Origin of the sequence: Glutamicibacter sp. AOP38-B1-38, from assembly GCF_052377485.1 — a bacterium.
In the GTDB taxonomy this organism is placed as follows: Bacteria; Actinomycetota; Actinomycetes; order Actinomycetales; family Micrococcaceae; genus Glutamicibacter.
In genome coordinates, this window is sequence record NZ_JBQSWU010000018.1 from 17181 (window position 1) to 34174 (window position 16994).

Genomic DNA, 16994 nt, shown 5'->3' on the forward strand with positions numbered 1-16994 from the left:
GCTGGGAAACCATCGGGCACGCACAGGCCCTCCCGCAATTGCGTGCGAGAGGGCCCCTGGCGCTAATCAAATGCTAGTTGCCCGCACCTGCGCGGCGCTTGTTGTAGATGTCGAAGGCGACTGCCAGAAGCAGCACGACGCCCTTGACGATCTGCTGGGTGGAAGCTCCCACGCCCATCAGCTGCATGCCGTTGGACAGCACTGCCATGACCAGGCCACCGACGATAGCGCCGGTAACGCGTCCGACACCGCCGGTGGTCGAGGCGCCGCCGATGAAGCAGGCCGCGATGGCGTCGAGCTCGAACATGTTACCCGCACCTGGCTGGGCGCCGTTGGAACGCGAGGAGAAGACCACTCCGGCCACGCCGGAGAGCAGGCCCATGTTGATGAAGATCCACATGTTGATGCGCTTCACGTTCACGCCTGAGAGCTTGGCTGCCGACAGGTTGCCGCCGATGGCGTAGACGTGGCGGCCGAAAACGGTCTTGGTGGTCAGCACGTGGTAGCCCAGGATCAGGGCAGCCAGGATGATCAGCACGATCGGCATGCCGCGGCTGGTGGCGATCTGCCAGAAGAACCAGAGGATGATGATGCCCGAGATGATGTTCTTGGCCAGGAACATGGCCATGGATTCAACGCTCTGGCCGTACTTGGCGCGTCCAGCGCGGTTGCGCCACTGCGAAACGAACAGTCCGGCCACGGCGATCACGCCGATGATCACGGTGAACAGGTCGAATCCGTTGCCGCCCAGCAGCCCGTTGAGGAAGCCGCCGGCGATCTGGCCGTATTCGCCGGGGAACGGCGAGAGCGAAACGTTGCTCAGCACTTCGTAGGTCAGGCCGCGGAAGAGCAGCATGCCGGCCAGGGTCACGATGAACGCGGGAATGCCCACGTACGCCACCCAGAAGCCCTGCCACAGGCCGCACAGGGCGCCCACGGCGATGCCGGCGAGCATGCCGACCCACCAGGGCAGATCCCCCTTGATGACAATGACCGCGGAGACCGCACCGGTCAGCGCCACGAGGGAGCCGACCGACAGGTCGATGTGCCCGGCGACGATCACCAGGATCATGCCCAGGGCGAGGATCAGCACGTAGGAGTACTGCAAGATGATGTTGGTGATGTTGATCGGGCTGAGCAGCAGCCCGTTGGTCAGGATGGTGAACAGCACCACGATGAGCACGAAGGCAATGTAAATGCCCGAGGTGCGCAGGTTCTTGGTGAAGATATCCTTCAGCTCGCTTGTGATGGTCATCGGGTGCTTTCCTTCTCGATGGTCATGAGTTCCATGAGGCGTTCCTGGGTGGCTTCGCTGCTGGGCAGCTGGCCGGTCATTCGGCCGTAGGCCAGGGTGTAGATGCGGTCGCAGATGCCCAAGAGCTCTGGCAGTTCGGAGGAGATCACCAGCACGGCCTTGCCGGCAGCCGCCAGCTCGTTGATGATGGTGTAGATCTCGTATTTGGCGCCGACGTCGATGCCGCGGGTGGGCTCGTCGAGGATCAGCAGCTCGGGTGCGGTGTGCAGCCATTTGCCCAGCACGACCTTCTGCTGGTTGCCGCCCGAGAGGTTCCCGACCTTCGCCATCACGTTCGGGGTCTTGATGCGCATGGACTTGCGGTAGTGCTCGGCAATCTGGATCTCCTTGTTGCCGTCCACGAAGCCCTTGGAAGAGATCTTGTCCAGGCCGGCCGCGGTGGTGTTCACGCGGATGTCCTCGATCAGGTTCAGCCCGAACTTCTTGCGGTCCTCGGAAACGTAGGCGATGCCGGCCTTGATGGCCTTGCCCACGGTGGAGGTGTCCACCGGCTTGCCGTCCATCTTGACCGTGCCGGTGATGTTCCGGCCATAGCTGTGGCCGAAGATGCTCATCGCCAATTCGGTGCGCCCGGCGCCCATCAGTCCTGCAATGCCGACGATTTCGCCGGCGCGGACCTCCAGGTTGGCGCCTTCCACCACGGTGCGGTCCTGCTGGACCGGGTGCTGGACCGACCAGTCCTGGACCTCGAAGACCACGTCGCCGATCTGCGGTACGCGTTCCGGGTAGCGGGAGGACAGTTCGCGGCCCACCATGCCGCGGATGATGCGGTTCTGGTTGGACCCGGGATCGGCCATGTCCAGCGCCTCGATGGACTGGCCATCGCGGATGATCGTGGTGGTGTTGGCAATGTCCTCGATCTCGCCGAGCTTGTGCGAAATGATGATCGAGGTGATGCCCTGTTCGCGCAGTCCGCGCAGCAGGTTCAGCAGGTGCTCGGAGTCGTCGTCATTCAGCGCGGCGGTCGGTTCGTCCAGGATCAGCAGCTTGACGTTCTTGCTCAGCGCCTTGGCGATTTCCACCAGCTGCTGCTTGCCCACGCCCAGCTGGCCTACCGGGGTGACCGGCAGTTCGTCCAGGCCCACGCGGGCCAGCAGGTCCGCGGCGCGGTGGTTGGTCTCGTTCCAGTCGATGAAGCCGCCGCGCGCGGTTTCGTTGCCGAGGAAGATGTTCTCGGCCACCGACAGGTACGGCACCAGCGCCAGCTCCTGGTGGATGATCACGATGCCCTGGGCTTCGGAGTCCTTGATGTTCGAGGCCTTGAGCTCTTCGCCTTCGAAAATGATCTGGCCCTCGTAGCTGCCGTGCGGGTAGACCCCGGAGAGCACCTTCATGAGGGTGGATTTTCCGGCGCCGTTCTCTCCGCAGATAGCGTGGATTTCGCCCTTGCTAACCGAAAGGTTGACGCCGTCCAGCGCCTTGACTCCGGGAAAAGTCTTGGTGATGTCCTGCATGTGCAGGATCGTGGTGTCCATAGTGCAGACGTCCTTGGTGTGTGCTGTGATCGGTGCATCCGGTGGGCGGGAGGGCGGCTTGCCCTCCCGCCCACCGGATTGCGGCCTGGGAGACTACTTGGTCTGGCCGGCCTTGACTTCCTCGGCCGTGTAGTACTCGGAGTCGACCAGCAGGGAGGTGATGTTGTCCTTGACGACGATGTCCGAATCCAGCAGGTAGGAAGGAACAACCTTCTTGCCGTTGTCGTAGGTTTCGGTGTCATTGGCTTCCGGCTCGCCGCCGCCTGCGTAGGACTTCACTGCCTCGACAGCCTGGGTAGCCAGCTTGCGGGTGTCCTTGAAGATGGTTGCGTACTGCACGCCATCGTCGATCAGCTTCACCGAAGCGATTTCTGCATCCTGGCCCGAGATGATCGGCAGGCCGGCCTCGATGGTCTTGCCGTAGCCGGCGTTGGACAGTGCGGTGATGATGCCGCGGGAGATGCCGTCGAATGGCGAGAGGATGCCGTCGATCTTGGTCTTGCCGCCCTGGTAGTGGGCGGTAATCAGGTCTTCCATGCGCGACTGGGCTTCTTCCTGGCTCCAGCGCAGGGTAGCTGCCTGCTCGATCTTGGTCTGCCCGGACTTGACCGTCAGGGTGCCGTCATCCAGGTAGGGCTTGAGGGTATCCATGGCGCCCTTCCAGAAGAAGTGCGCGTTGTTGTCGTCGATCGAACCGGCGAAGAGCTCGACGTTGAACTTGCCCTCCTTGCTGGTGCGCTTGCCTTCCTCATCGGCCAGGCCCATGCCGGTCAGCAGCGAGGTTGCCTGCTGGACGCCGACGTTGTAGTTGTCGAAGGTGACGTAGAAGTCGACGTTCTCGGTGCCGTTGATCAAGCGGTCGTAGGAGATGATCGGGATGTCCTGGTCCGCTGCGGCCTGCAGCTGGGTGGACAGCGCGGTGCCGTCGATGGAAGCGACCACGAGGATGTCTGCACCCTTGGTGATCATCTGGTCGATCTGCTGCTGCTGGGTCGGGATGTCATCGTTGGCGAACTGCATGAAGACCTCGTAGCCGGCTTCTTCAAGCTGCGACTTCACGGCCTCACCGTCGGCGATCCAACGCTCGGAGGTTTCGGTTGGCATTGCGACGCCTACCTGGATGTCCTCCGGGGCCGTGCTTTCGCCTTCGGCACCCGCGCCACCGCCGGCACCGCTGCCGCCACATGCTGCCAGTGCGCCAACGAGCGCGAGGGATCCAAACGTGGCTACCGCTCGACGAGCCCAGTTATTCCGTGCCATCTTTTCCTCCTGCGTATTCCGATTCATCCCGGCAGTGCGACCGGGCTCACACCATGTTAGCGCTAACAACGTGAGTTGCGCCACCCCAGATGATAACAATTTGATATTAACCGGACAAGACAGCCTAGAGGTTCCAGCATGTTGACGTGGATCATGAGCGAATGACCGCCTAACTGCCCCCGGGTGCAGTGCGGCCAAGGGGCTTGCCGAAGCGCCTTCAGCGTGTGTAATGGCAGGCTCGGAACACCCAAGGAACGACAAGGTAAAGCTACTACGGCCATGCTTGTCACGGCAGCCCTCGCAGTTAGCCCTGCGAGAATGGCCTTTGCAAGCCCGTCGACGCGCAGTGCGCGTGGCGGCAGGGATCCCGGACATAGTATTGGGCCATGACTACACAAAGGTCCAGCGTTCTTCCGGCACCCCCGGACGAGGTATCCGCCTGGTTTGCCCGGCCGGGCGCGATTCGCCGGCTGCTGCCGCCCTGGCTTCCGCTCAAGGTCATCGAAGAAGCCGGCTCCTTGCGTGGGGGAACCGCGGCACTGGGGCTGCCTGGCGGCCTGCGCTGGTACGCCCAGCACAAGCCCTCCGACTACCTCGAGAATCGGCGGTTCGTCGACGAGCTGCAGGCTCGCGGCGTGCGGGCGGCCCCCACGCGCGTGGCTCATTGGCGTCATGAACACCTCACCGAGCCCGCGGGATCCGGGCACACCACCGTCACCGACCGCGTCAGCTCCAATCTGCCCGCAACGCAGATCGAACGGATGCTGGACTACCGCCACCGCCAGCTCGCCGCCGATTTCGCCGCCCATGAGCGGGCGTCCGAGGCCGGACTGGAACCGTTGACCATCGCGGTCACCGGAAGCAATGGCATGGTCGGCACCGCGTTATGCGCCTTCTTGTCCACCGGCGGGCACCGAGTCATCAAGCTGGTGCGCCGCGCGCCGCAATCCACGGACGAACGACGTTGGGATCCGCTGGCTCCGGAGCACGACCTGCTAGACGATTGCGACGCGGTCATCCACCTCGCCGGAACAAGCATCTTCGGCAGGTTCAGCGACTCGCACCGGCAGGCGATCGAGGCAAGCCGCATCGAACCCACCCGGGCTCTGGCTGAGCTGGCGGATCGCTCCGGCGTCTCCCGATTCATCAGCGCCTCGGCCATCGGCATCTACGGTGCCTCGGCCGGAGCCGCCCCGATTGATGAGCAGTCGCCTCCTGAAGTAGGGGGCGCGGACTTCTTATCCGGCGTGGTCCAACGCTGGGAGCAAGCAACCGGGCAAGGCGAGACGAGCATGCGCCGGGTGCAGATCCGCACCGGCGTGGTGCTCAGCCCTTCGGGTGGCATGCTCGCGGTGCTGCGCCCGATCTTCGCCGCCGGCTTGGGTGGCCGCTTGGGCACGGGAGAACAGCGCCTGTCCTGGGTTGGCCTCGACGATCTCATTGATATCTACCATCGGGCTTTGTGGGACACGCAGCTGAGCGGCCCGGTGAACGCGGTGTCCCCTCACCCGGTCAGCAACGCCGAATTCACCAGCGCCTTGGCCAAGGCACTGCGCCGCCCGGCCATCATTCCGGTGCCTGCAGCCGCCCCGAAACTGCTGCTGGGAACCCAAGGCGCCAAGCTATTGGCCATGGCAGATCAACAGGTGGTCCCGCAGAAGCTGCTGGATGCCGCGCACCACTTCCGCTTCGCACAAATCGAGCAAACTCTGGCCCACTGCTTGGGTTCACCGACCCGGGGAGACCGAGCCGAGGCAAACTCGCTTCCGCCCAAGCCTTAATAGGCATTGGCCAGCACCCGGTGGTGCTGGCCAACCTAAGGTCCCTGTGCGCCTACAGGCCTTGAGCCAAGCGGTAGTACGCCTGGTTCAGCCGCACCTGTTCGGCAAAGCCGCGGCGCGTGGTGCTCTCGTCGATCACCAGCAGCTCGGTGCCGGCGATTTCGGCGAAGACCTCGAAGGCCTCGATTCCGGCGGCCGTGGACATGACCGTATGGTGGGCTCCGCCGGCGGTCAGCCAGGACTCCGCCGAGGTGGAGAAGTCAGGTCGCGGCTGCCACACGGCACGCGCCACCGGAAGGTTCGGCAGTTCCTGCGGCGGGGTCACCACGTCAACCACGTTTGCGGTCAAGCGGAAACGCTCGCGCATATCGGCCATCGAAACCACCACGGCGCCGGTGGTAGCCGCGGCGTTGAACACCATGCGCACCGGGTCCTCGCGTCCCCCAATGCCCAGCGGATGGATTTCGATACGCGGCTTGTCGGTGGTCAGCGACGGGCAGACCTCGAGCATGTGGGCGCCGAGGATCAGCTCCTTGCCCGGGGTCAGGTCATAGGTGTAGTCCTCCATCAGCGAAGCGCCACCGGGCAGCCCGGCGCCCATCACCTTCGCGGCACGCACCAGCACCGCGGTCTTCCAGTCGCCTTCGGCGCCGAAGCCGTAGCCCTTGCCCATCAGCCGCTGGACCGCGAGGCCCGGCAGCTGCTTGAGCCCGCCAAGGTCCTCGAAATTGGTGGTGAAAGCCCAAGCGCCCAGCGCACGCAGGAACGACTCGATGGCCAATTCCTGGCGTGCGGCGTAGCGCAGCGACTCGTGGCGGACTCCGCCGGCGCGCAGCTCCGCGGCGACATCGTATTCACGCTCGTATTCGACTACCAGCGCGTCCACATCGCCCTCGGCAACCGCTTCTACGGCTTCGACCAAGTCGTTGACCGCCCAGGTGTTGACCGAGACGCCAAACCGCAGTTCGGCCTCGGTTTTGTCCCCTTCGGTGACCGCGACGTTGCGCATATTGTCTCCGAAGCGGACCAGCTTCATCGACTGGGTGGCATTCCAGCCGGCGGCACCGCGAACCCAGGTGCCCACGCGTCCGGCAACCGCCGGATTGGAAACGTGGCCGACCACGGTAGTGCGGGTGGCCCCGATCCGGGTGGCCAGATAGGCGTATTCACGGTCGCCGTGGGCGGCCTGGTTCAGGTTCATGAAGTCGAAGTCGATGGTGTCCCACGGCAGCTCGACATTCGCCTGGGTGTGCAGGTGCAGCAGCGGCTTGGCCAGTGCCTTCAAACCCGAGATCCACATCTTGGCCGGGCTGAACGTGTGCATCCAGGTGATTACGCCCAGCACGTTGTCATTCGAGTTTGCATCCAGCATGGCCCGGCGGATCGATTCCGCGTCCTTGAGCACCGGCTTCCAGATGACCTTCGCCGGGACCTGCTCGGATCCGTCCAGGGCCTCGGCGACCTCGCGCGATTGCTCGGCGACCTGTCGCAGGGTTTCGTCGCCATACAGGTCCTGGCTTCCGGTGAAGAACCAGATTTCCTTGGATTCATATGCCTTGCTCATGGTGTCCTTTCGGATTGAAGTTTTTGGCCGCCAGCGAGCGGCTATTGTCCGTAAACGTTTTGGTAGCGCGCGTAGAGCGCGTCAATATCTTCGCCTCGCATCGGCAGTGGATCGCCGAGCTGGCGGGCAATATGGACCGTGCGGGCGACTTCCTCGCACATCACCGCGGCCTTGACCGCCGCTCGGGCGTCCTTGCCGATGGTGAAGGGGCCATGGTTTTGCATCAGCACGGCCGGACTGCGCGATTCGCTCAACGTTTGGACGATGCCGCGGCCGATGGAATCATCGCCAATGATCGCGAACGGGCCCACCGGGACTGGCCCACCGAACTCGTCGGCCATCATGGTCAGCACGCAGGGGATTTCCTCGCCGCGCGCGGCCCAGGCGGTGGCGTAGGTCGAGTGGGTGTGCACCACTCCCCCAACGTGGGGCATGTGCTGGTAGGTGTAGGCATGCGCCGCGGTATCCGAAGACGGAGCGCGTGTACCCTCCAAGAGCTCACCGTCTAGCGTGCAGACCACCATGGATTCGGCTGTCAGCTCGTCATAGGAGACCCCCGAGGGTTTGATCACGAACAGGTCCGCGCTGCCGTCGGGAACCTCCGGATTCCGCACGCGCTGCGAGACATTGCCGGCGGTCCAGACGACCAGCTCATAGCGTGGCAGTTCCGCGTGCAGGGCAGCGACGACCTCACGGACGCGGGCAACTTCTTGACGCATGGTGTTCGGGTAGCTGGCTAATGTTTGAGCGTGGCTCATCGGTTTCTCCTAAGTGCCGGGATGAAAGTGTTTTTAGATGGCCGTGATGGCCGCGCGTTCGATGTCCAGACCGGCCTGATAGGCGCGCAGGTATTGTGCGTATCCGGCCACGTCCTGCTGCTGCGGGGCCAGCTCCTGCAATTCGGCGTTCGCGAAAACCTGCGAATTCAGGTACTCCGCGAGGCTGGCTGCCGAGTTCGTCGCGACGCGGTGCCGGTAGGCTGCCAACACCGCAATTCCCCAGGCACCGCCATGTTCCGCGGTGCTGCCTACCGATACCGGGACATTAAGCGCCGCCGCCAGGAGCCGCTGCGCTGCCTGCGCGGTCCGGAAGATGCCGCCATGGGCGAACAGCTTATGGATTTTCACGCCCTCGCCGGCGAGGATTTCCATGCCCAAGCTCAGCGTGGCGAATACCGAATACACCTGAGTGCGCATCAGATTCGCGAGGTTAAACGTTGAATCCGGGGTGCGTACCAGCAGTGGGCGCCCCTCGGGCAGCCCGGTCACCGGTTCTCCAGACAGGTAGTTGTAGGCGAGCAGTCCACCGCCGTCCGCTGCACCGTCCAGTGCCGCGGCAAGCAGCGTCTGGTAGACCTGATTCGTGGAGGCTTCATGTCCTAGCCCCTGGGCAAACTGGCCGAAAAGCGCGGCCCAGCTGGCTAGTTCACTGGCACCGTTATTGCAGTGCACCATGGCCACCGGATCTCCGGTGGGAGTGGTGACGATGTCAATTTCGGGGTGCACTTCACGCAGCGGGGCATCGAGGACAACCATCGCAAAGATGGAGGTTCCCACCGAGACGTTCGCGGTGCGTTGCGCTACGGAGTTGGTAGCAACCATTCCGGTGCCTGCGTCCCCTTCCGGCGGGCAGCAGATCGCTCCCGGCTGCAGCTGCCCGGTGGGGTCAAGCAAAAGTGCTCCGGCCTCAGTCAGGCTGCCGGCCTCGGTTCCAGCGGCAAGGACCTCCGGCAAGAGCTGCTCCAGCGAACCTGCAGCTCCCAATGGCTTCGCCAACCGGTCAAAAGTCTCTATAAAAGCCTTGTCGTAACCGAGGTCGGCGCTGTCCAGTGGGAACATTCCCGAGGCGTCACCAGCACCGAGCACCCGGCGCCCGGTGAGCTGATGATGGATGAACCCGGCCAGGGTATTCAAGCTTGAGACCGCGCCTACGTGTTCTTCGTGATCCAGCAGCGCCTGATAGTAGTGCGCAACCGACCAACGCAGTGGGATGTTGTAGCCAAAGGCCTCGCTGAGCTGATTGGAGGCCTGTTCGGTCGAGGTATTGCGCCAGGTGCGGAAGGGAACTAGCAGTTCATCGGATTTATCAAAGGCGAGGTAGCCGTGCATCATCGCCGAGACGCCAATGGCCGCAAAGGCAGTGGGGCGCACTCCATATTGGTGCTGGGTATCAACCAGCAGATCCGCAAAGCAGCTCTGCAGACCCGCAATCATTGCTTCGCGGGAATAGGTCCAGCGTCGATCCACGAACTGGTTTTCCCACCCGTGGTTGCCGGTGGCGAGTTGCTCGTGGTTGGGACCGATGAGACTAGCCTTGATATTCGTTGAACCAAATTCGATCCCCAGAACTGCCTGCCCCGAACCAATCACCTCGGGCGCGGACAAACCTGCTTGCTGGCCAGTCATGGATTCTCCGTCCTCGCACCCGCACGGCAGGTGGCTATCGTCGCGTCGCCGCACCGCTGTTCTTCGGAAGAAGAGATCACAGGGTTCGGTCGGAACATTTACATTATGTTAGCGCTAACAAAATGCGATGCGCAACACATGACGAAGATTAGCTACCTGTCGATTGGGCTGAACTCAGTTTCGCGGTGGTGGGGCGGTACTGGCTCGGACGACCATGGTGGGCGCGATCATGCGCGGCTCCTGCAGCCCTCGTTCGCCACCGAGCAGCTCGGTTAGCGCGGCGCGACCCACGTCGGCAAAGGGCTGGCGCACCGTGGTGAGCTTCGGGATGTAGAACTCGGCGATCTGCAGGTCATCAAAGCCAACCACCGATACGTCCTCCGGCACGCTCAGGCCGGCCTCCCAGAACGCCCGCAGCAGCCCGATGGCCAAATAGTCGTTGGAGGCAAAGACGGCGGTTATTTCCCCGGCCTTCACCCGAGGTGCGAGGCTGACCCCCGCGGCATAACCGCTGGGGGCCAGCCAGGATTCCGCCGGGAACTCCACCGCGTCATAGCCTGCTGCGGCCATGGCTTCACGCCAACCGATATTCCGCTCCGTGGCATCAAACCAACCGGATGGGCCTGAAACATGGACGATCTTTCGGTGCCCCAAGGAGAGCAAATGCTCCGTCGCCTGTCGAGCGCCGTCGCGCTGATCGACATAAACGTAGTGCACCGGATCCCCCGCCGGAACATCGGTCCGTGCGGCTACCACCACCACCGGCACTTTCAGCTTCAGGTCGTCAATCGCGGCGGTGACCTTGTCATGCGGGGCGACCACCACCACGCCGTCCACGCTCTGGTCGGTGAGGTGGTTCAGGGCCGTGACCGCACCGCCAAAGTCATAACTATCCATGGAGGTCATGGTGACAAAATATCCCTGTGCGCGAGCAGCGGCTTCCACCGCGAGCACGGTGGACTGCGGCCCAAAGAATTCGCTGCCGATGGTCAGGATGCCGATGGTGCGCGTCTGCGCCGTGGCCAGGGCGCGCGCGGCAAGGTTGCGCCGATAACCGAGCTCCTTGATGGCCTCCAGCACTCGCACTCGCGTGCCTTCGCGGACATTTGGGTGATCATTCAATACGCGCGACACGGTTTGGTGGGAGACCCCGGCGACGGCTGCCACGTCCGCCATCGAGGGCGGTCGATCCGATGCGTTGCCATCTTCAGGCTTGAATGTATTCACATCCGCCATTATTGCAAACACTAACCCGCGGGCCGGAGCAGCCTCTCTGAACTCGGATCGACTGGAGCATCGAAATTTATATTCTACGATAGGAATATATGTTCCGTGAAGGAATCAGACCTAGGTTTCATCTGGTTCAATGCTTCATTCTCGCAACTCGAGCATCTTCAGTTTCTTGACTCGTAATGGTTGAGACATTTAGTCAAATATGCCTTTCCCGGTCCCCCTGTACAGAACCAGAAGTACTCGAGGCACGCATTAAAAGGCGTCGGCAAGAGCACAAGGTGGTGGCCACTTCAAGACCGAAGTGGCCACCACCTTGGCAATTGGCTCGCAACTATCGAGCAACCTGAGGTCCAGCACCTGCCTCGGCTTCGGCCAACTCCTCGTCGTGGCCACCGAGCTGTTCCAGCTCATGTGCCAGCTCGGCCAGTTCAGCACCGCCGGCCATCTGGGCGGTCAACTCTTCCACGGTAATTTCCGATTTGGAATAGTAGCCAATAGCGCGGCCACGCTTGAGCAGCAGGAATGAGTCGCCGACCGGATAGGCGTGGTGCGGGTTATGCGTAATGAAGATGACCCCCAGCCCGCGGTCCCTGGCCTGGAGAATGTAGCGCAGCACCACACCAGACTGCTTAACACCCAGAGCAGCCGTGGGCTCGTCCAAGATCAGCACCTTCGCACCGAAATACACGGCTCTGGCGATGGCCACGCACTGTCGTTCGCCACCGGAAAGCTGCCCGATGGGCTGTTCCACATCACGCAGATCGATACCCATATCGGCCAGTTCCTGCTTGGTGATCTGCTTCATCCGCTGCACATCAAGCTTTTTGAAGGGACCTACGCCGGTAGTCAGTTCCGAGCCAAGGAAGAAGTTGCGCCAGATGGGCATCAGCGGGACGACCGCCAAATCCTGATATACCGCGGCGATCCCAGCGTCCAAGGCGACTCGCGGGCTCTTGAGCTTGATGGCTGACCCGTGAAGCGTGAACTCGCCCTCATCATGCTGGTGCAGACCGGCGATGATCTTGATCAACGTGGACTTGCCCGCACCATTATCGCCCAGTACGCAGGTGACCCTTCCCGGATCGACTTCCATGTCAACACCGCGCAACGCGATAATGCTTCCGTAGTGCTTGCCTACACCTTTGAGCGTGAGCAGGTTGTCATTGGTCTTGGGTTCGAGCTTCTGCAGCAGCTCTTCGGCCTTCTTGTTCTTTCGAGTTTTCATGTTCATGTCCTTGGCTTCCTATTTACTGGATTCCGCGCGCTTCTTCACGACGATGTTCACAACCGTGGCCAGCAGCAGCATCAAGCCCAGGAAGAACTTGAACCAGTCCGGGTTCCACTCTGCGTACACAATGCCCTTGTTTGCCATGCCGAATATGAATGCCCCGATGGCCCCGCCAATGGCTGATCCGTAACCACCTGTGAGCAGGCAGCCGCCGATCACCGCAGCAATGATGTAGAGGAATTCATTGCCGATGCCTTCGCCTGACTGCACGGAGTCGAAGGCGAACAGGTTGTGCATGCCCAGTACCCAGCCACAGAATCCGACGGCCATGAAAAGCCCGATTTTGGTGCGGACCACGGGGACGCCGACGGCGCGGGCGGCTTTCTCGTCCCCGCCAATGGCGAAGATCCAGTTGCCAATCTTTGTTTGCAGCAAGACCCACGAAGCGATGATCACCAAGGCTAGCCAAATGAACACGGTGATCTTGACGTCGATCCCACCGATATTCACCGAAGAGGCGAAAACCGCCTTGGCGCTCTGGAATCCTTCCATGTCTGCAATGGATGGCGAGGACACCGATCCGCCAATGGCGCGCGTCAGGCCCAGATTCAGGCCCGTGAGCATCAAGAAACTGGCCAGCGTCACGATGAAGGATGGCAGTTTGGTCTTGATCAGGATGATTCCATTGATGAACCCGATCAGCAGTGAGACGACCAGAGCCAGGGCGATGCCGACCCAGACGTTGAGCCCGAAGTACCAGCTGATCAACGACGCGCTGAGTGCCGAGGAAATCACTGCCACACCTGTGGACAGGTCGAACTCGCCACCGATCATCAGCAAGGACACTCCAACGGCCATAATGCCGATGGTTGAAGCGCCGTAGAGGACGGTGGCCAAGGACGCGGGACTCAAGAAGACCGGTGCAACGATGGCGAAGAAGATGAACAGGGCGACGGCGCCCACGAGGGCACCGATCTCCGGACGTCCCAGGAGAATTGACAGCGTGCTTTTCTTGCCAACGCGTTCGTCTTGGGTGAGGGATGGTTTCTTATGCGTGGGTGAGGCTGTTGTTGAAGACATGAGTTTTCCTCCATGTCCTGGCTGCGCGCCGGCTCGCCGCTACCGGCAGGCTCGGCGCGCACCGAGGATCGTTGCTAGCGGACGCCTTCTTCGGCGAAACTGGTGATCTTTTCGGCCACGGTCTTGTCAACGATGGCCGGGCCGGTCAGAGTCGCCTGTCCACCGCCGATCGTGAAGCCACCGCGGTGGTTCTGCCACAGCGCATCAACTGCCATGTAGCCCTGCAACCATGGCTGCTGGTCAACGGTGAACAGCACGTTGCCCTTGGTGATTTCTTGGACTAGTTGCGAGTTCATGTCGAAGGAGGCTACCTCGACCTTTGAGTTGGCCGTAGCCTTGGCTTTGATCAGCGTCATGGTAAATGGCGCGCCCAGCCCGATGATTGCATCGGCTTGCTTGTCCGCTTGGAGCTTGGCAGTTGCTGTTGACTCGACCTGGGTCATGTCAGTGCCCTGCACGTAGAGGATTTCGGTGCCTGGGACAACTTTCTTCACGCCGGCGCAGCGGGCTTCAAGGCCAACGTGCCCCTGTTCCTGGATGACGCATATCGGCTTCTTGATGCCCGAATCCTTCAGCTTTTCGCCGGCAGCCTGGCCTGCGAGCTGCTCATTGGACCCGAAGTGGGCGAACGCGCCGATGTCCTTAAAGCGGTCTTCGCCGGCGTTCAGGCTGACGATGGGAATTCCTGCGTCCGTGGCCTTTTTCAGCGCTCCGGCCATGGCGTCCGGCTTAGCCAGGGTTACGGCAATGCCGTCCACTCCCTGGTCAATGGCCTGCTCAATCAGCTGGGATTGGCGCCCGCCATCGGGGTCGCTCAAGTACTGCAGGTCAACGTTGTCCTTGGCCGCAGCTTCTTCGGCACCCTTGCGGATGATGTCCCAGAAGGTATCCCCCGGAGCCGCATGGGTGATCACTGCGACTTTGATGCGATCGGTGGCCGCAACAGCCCCACCGCCCGCACTGCTTTCCGGTTCTGGTGCACGCCCGCCCGTTGATGAGCAAGCCGCCAATCCCAGGGCTGGAATGATGGCGAGTGTGATTGCGAGTTTGCGCCAAGTTGGCTTTCCCATATTCGTTTTCCCCTTCAGGGCTACGTCGACGCACCCCGATAGTCCCCTGGAGCGGGCCGCCTTAACAAGATTTCCGTGACTTGAATCACAAGATGTCTAAAGTCTGCGCGACAAAAAGCGATCCGTCAAGACTTTGTAAAGACATGAGGATGTGAAGACGAGAACTTTGCGACCTTCAACAGGCGAAGCCAGGTGCTGCTTCCTCCTGGTTCAACGGCGCGGAAGGGATGAAGAACGCACGATAAGCCGTGGCGGAATCATCAATTGACGTGCAAATTTTCCGTCCGGATTCCGCATCAACTGGAGAAGCAGCCGCACGCTGCTGCGACCGAGGTCTTGCGAATCCGAGTCGACGCTGGTCAACGAGATTCTCCCCAGCGACGATAGAGAAATATTGTCGTAGCCAGTCACCGCCGCAGACAAGCCAGCCTCATCAAGAGCCTGCAGCGCGCCAAATGCGGAAAGATCATTGAAACAGGCCAGCGCTTCAGGCCGTGCCCCCGAGGCCAGCAACCGCACCACGGCTTCATAGCCGGCCTGAACCGTTGGTCCGGCTTCCACCACCTGCACTTGCTGGCGCAACCCATGGCGCAGCATCGCCCGATGATAGGCAGCTTCGCGCACCGCCGAAACCGGCCCAGCGCCACCGGCGATATGGGTGATCCGCTCATTCCCGCAGTGAACCAAGTGGTCAATCACCAAGCCAAAGCCCTGCTCATCATCTACTGAAACCGCAGCAGTATTTGATTGCGCCTGACGCCCGCTGCCCACAAATACCGCGGGAGTCTCACCCAACGCGGCTTCGAAGCTGGCTGCATCATCGGCTGATCCAACGACGAGGATTCCACTGACCCGCAAATCGCGCAGGGCCTGCAATTCCGCGGGGCCAACACCCAGACCATCGTGGATCGCGGCCGCACTGAACAGCACGTCACACCCCACTGCTTGCAACTGTTCGCGAACCACTTCCGCGACGGTCAGAACCCAGGGATTATGCAGTTCCCCTAGGACGACACCAATGGCATGCCGGTTCGCGGCAACCAGCGAGCGAGCCGCCAGGTTGGGCTGATAGCCCAACTCGCGGATGGAGTCCTCGACCAGCGAACGCCGCAGCGAACTGACCCTGCTCGGATCCGAGAGCACCAGGGACACCAATGATTTGGAGACCCCGGCCCGCTTGGCGACGTCTCGGATCGTGGGGCGGCGGCGCGGCGAGTCAGGCATGGCGGTCAGTATTGCACATTCGCAGCGCGCACCGACTCATCCAGCGCCTGCCATGTGCCGCTTGCGGCAGATGCTTCGGCCGCTTCCACCAGTGCGGCCGCGGCCACCGCATCGGCGATGGTGGAGTTCGCTTTCTCGCCACCGCAGACAGCCAGCAGGAACTTCTTAGCCTCGATGGTCTTGAGGTCGTCAAAGCCCATCGCATTCCCCGGGCCAGGCTGGAACCGGGAGTATTCGCCATGTTTTGGCGAGCCAATGACCGTCGTGAATCCCTGTTCGTCATTGTCTCGACCGAGCACGACCTCCAGTTCATTCAAGCGTTCAAAATCCCACTTGACCGAACCTTCCGTGCCGTAGACTTCGAGTCGATAGCCGCACTGCGGACCCACGGCCACTCGGGATGCCTCAATAGTTCCGATGGCGCGGCCCGCCACGCCTTCTGGGCTGAAACGCAGCAACGCGGCGGCGTAGTCCTCATTCTCGACTTCACCTTGCTCACCGCCTTCGATCAGGTCGAAGTGCGTGCCCTGGCCCATGGACAGTTTCGGCCGGGATGGGATCATGACGTTGGTTGATGCGGAAATGCTCCGGATGGGGCCGACAACATGGCTGCATAGATCTGCTGCATGGCTGAACAGGTCAGCGAGCACGCCGCTGCCGGCAAGTTCCCGGTTGAAGCGCCACGACAGAGCCGCACGGGGGTCTGCCGCATATCCGGCAAGGAAGCTGGCGCGGACATTGGTGATGGATCCCAACCGGCCCTCGCGCACCAGCTGGCGCGCTCGTTCTATAGCTGGCGCATGGCGGTAGTTGAAGCCGATGGAGGTGACTACGCCGTTGCGGATGGCGGCTTGCTCGATAGCCTGCGTTTCGGCCAGGCTTCGACCAGCGGGCTTTTCGATCCAGAAGTGCTTACCGGCCCCAGCTGCGGCGATCGCCATTTCGGCGTGCAGGAAGTTCGGTGCGCAAATCGAGACGACATCCACTTCGGGATCTGCGAGCACCTGGTGGTAGTCCAGCGTTCCGCGTTCAAAGCCCAGCGTCGAGATCGCGAAGTCGACTCGTGACTGCTCGGTATCCGCGGCTGCGACCAGCCTTGGCTTGATTCCCAACTCTGGATAGACATAGGGCACTGAGCTGTAGGCGCGAGCGTGCAGCTTGCCCATCCAACCCACCGAGATCAGCCCCACGCCGATGCTGCGCTGTTCGTTCATGATTTTCTCCTGTCTGTGGCGCTTCACGCCGTGATTCCCTGCGGCCGCCGCGGCTTGTTCCAAGTCTTGGACCGTTCCAAAAACCATATGTTCCGCTCGAAGCCTTGGGCAATGAAATTCGGCAGAATTTTTGTCAGGACAATTG

General features: G+C 61.9%; 13 protein-coding genes. 1 reads left to right on the plus strand and 12 read right to left on the minus strand.

Annotation, left to right across the window (positions count from 1 at the left end):
- Nucleotides 1-73: 73 nt before the first annotated feature.
- From mmsB to chvE, 3 genes are all read right to left on the minus strand, one after another.
- Nucleotides 74-1255, minus strand: a complete 1182-nt coding sequence (gene mmsB, locus ACT3TP_RS11715) for a multiple monosaccharide ABC transporter permease (RefSeq protein ID WP_096282748.1) — start codon at nucleotides 1253-1255, stop codon at nucleotides 74-76.
- Nucleotides 1252-2790, minus strand: a complete 1539-nt coding sequence (mmsA, locus tag ACT3TP_RS11720; protein WP_096282750.1) for a multiple monosaccharide ABC transporter ATP-binding protein — start codon at nucleotides 2788-2790, stop codon at nucleotides 1252-1254. The genes mmsB and mmsA overlap by 4 nt, the downstream gene beginning before the upstream one ends.
- A gap of 93 nt (nucleotides 2791-2883) precedes the next feature.
- Nucleotides 2884-4050, minus strand: a complete 1167-nt coding sequence (chvE, locus tag ACT3TP_RS11725) for a multiple monosaccharide ABC transporter substrate-binding protein (RefSeq protein WP_096282752.1) — start codon at nucleotides 4048-4050, stop codon at nucleotides 2884-2886.
- A 386-nt stretch (nucleotides 4051-4436) separates the two neighbouring features.
- On the opposite strand from chvE, the gene ACT3TP_RS11730 reads away from it, so the two are divergent.
- Nucleotides 4437-5831, plus strand: a complete 1395-nt coding sequence (locus ACT3TP_RS11730) for a TIGR01777 family oxidoreductase (RefSeq protein WP_096282753.1) — start codon at nucleotides 4437-4439, stop codon at nucleotides 5829-5831.
- Nucleotides 5832-5883: 52 nt separating this feature from the next.
- On the opposite strand, the gene araA is transcribed toward ACT3TP_RS11730, so the two are convergent.
- The 9 genes from araA to ACT3TP_RS11775 all read right to left on the minus strand — a co-directional run bounded on the left by araA (nucleotide 5884) and on the right by ACT3TP_RS11775 (nucleotide 16849).
- Nucleotides 5884-7395, minus strand: coding sequence for an L-arabinose isomerase (araA, locus tag ACT3TP_RS11735; protein WP_096282755.1), 1512 nt, complete (start codon nucleotides 7393-7395; stop codon nucleotides 5884-5886).
- Nucleotides 7396-7436: 41 nt separating this feature from the next.
- Nucleotides 7437-8153, minus strand: a complete 717-nt coding sequence (locus ACT3TP_RS11740) for an L-ribulose-5-phosphate 4-epimerase (protein WP_444615345.1) — start codon at nucleotides 8151-8153, stop codon at nucleotides 7437-7439.
- 33 nt (nucleotides 8154-8186) lie between these two features.
- Entirely contained in the window at nucleotides 8187-9800 is a 1614-nt protein-coding gene (locus tag ACT3TP_RS11745; protein WP_105650002.1) for an FGGY-family carbohydrate kinase, read from the minus strand.
- A 174-nt stretch (nucleotides 9801-9974) separates the two neighbouring features.
- Complete coding sequence (locus ACT3TP_RS11750; RefSeq protein WP_374955687.1) at nucleotides 9975-11036, minus strand: LacI family DNA-binding transcriptional regulator; 1062 nt, start codon at nucleotides 11034-11036, stop codon at nucleotides 9975-9977.
- A 328-nt stretch (nucleotides 11037-11364) separates the two neighbouring features.
- Nucleotides 11365-12258 carry an ATP-binding cassette domain-containing protein gene (locus tag ACT3TP_RS11755; RefSeq protein ID WP_096282994.1) on the minus strand — a complete coding sequence of 298 codons (894 nt, stop codon included), beginning with the start codon at nucleotides 12256-12258 and terminating at the stop codon, nucleotides 11365-11367.
- An 18-nt stretch (nucleotides 12259-12276) separates the two neighbouring features.
- Nucleotides 12277-13341 (minus strand): ABC transporter permease, encoded by a 1065-nt coding sequence (locus tag ACT3TP_RS11760; protein WP_096282761.1) that lies wholly within the window; start codon nucleotides 13339-13341, stop codon nucleotides 12277-12279.
- A 74-nt stretch (nucleotides 13342-13415) separates the two neighbouring features.
- Entirely contained in the window at nucleotides 13416-14411 is a 996-nt protein-coding gene (locus ACT3TP_RS11765) for a substrate-binding domain-containing protein (protein ID WP_105553996.1), read from the minus strand.
- A gap of 210 nt (nucleotides 14412-14621) precedes the next feature.
- Nucleotides 14622-15635 (minus strand): LacI family DNA-binding transcriptional regulator, encoded by a 1014-nt coding sequence (locus tag ACT3TP_RS11770; RefSeq protein WP_096282764.1) that lies wholly within the window; start codon nucleotides 15633-15635, stop codon nucleotides 14622-14624.
- 5 nt (nucleotides 15636-15640) lie between these two features.
- Nucleotides 15641-16849: a Gfo/Idh/MocA family protein gene (locus ACT3TP_RS11775; protein WP_096282995.1), complete on the minus strand. Its 1209-nt coding sequence runs from the start codon at nucleotides 16847-16849 to the stop codon at nucleotides 15641-15643.
- Nucleotides 16850-16994: the final 145 nt, after the last annotated feature.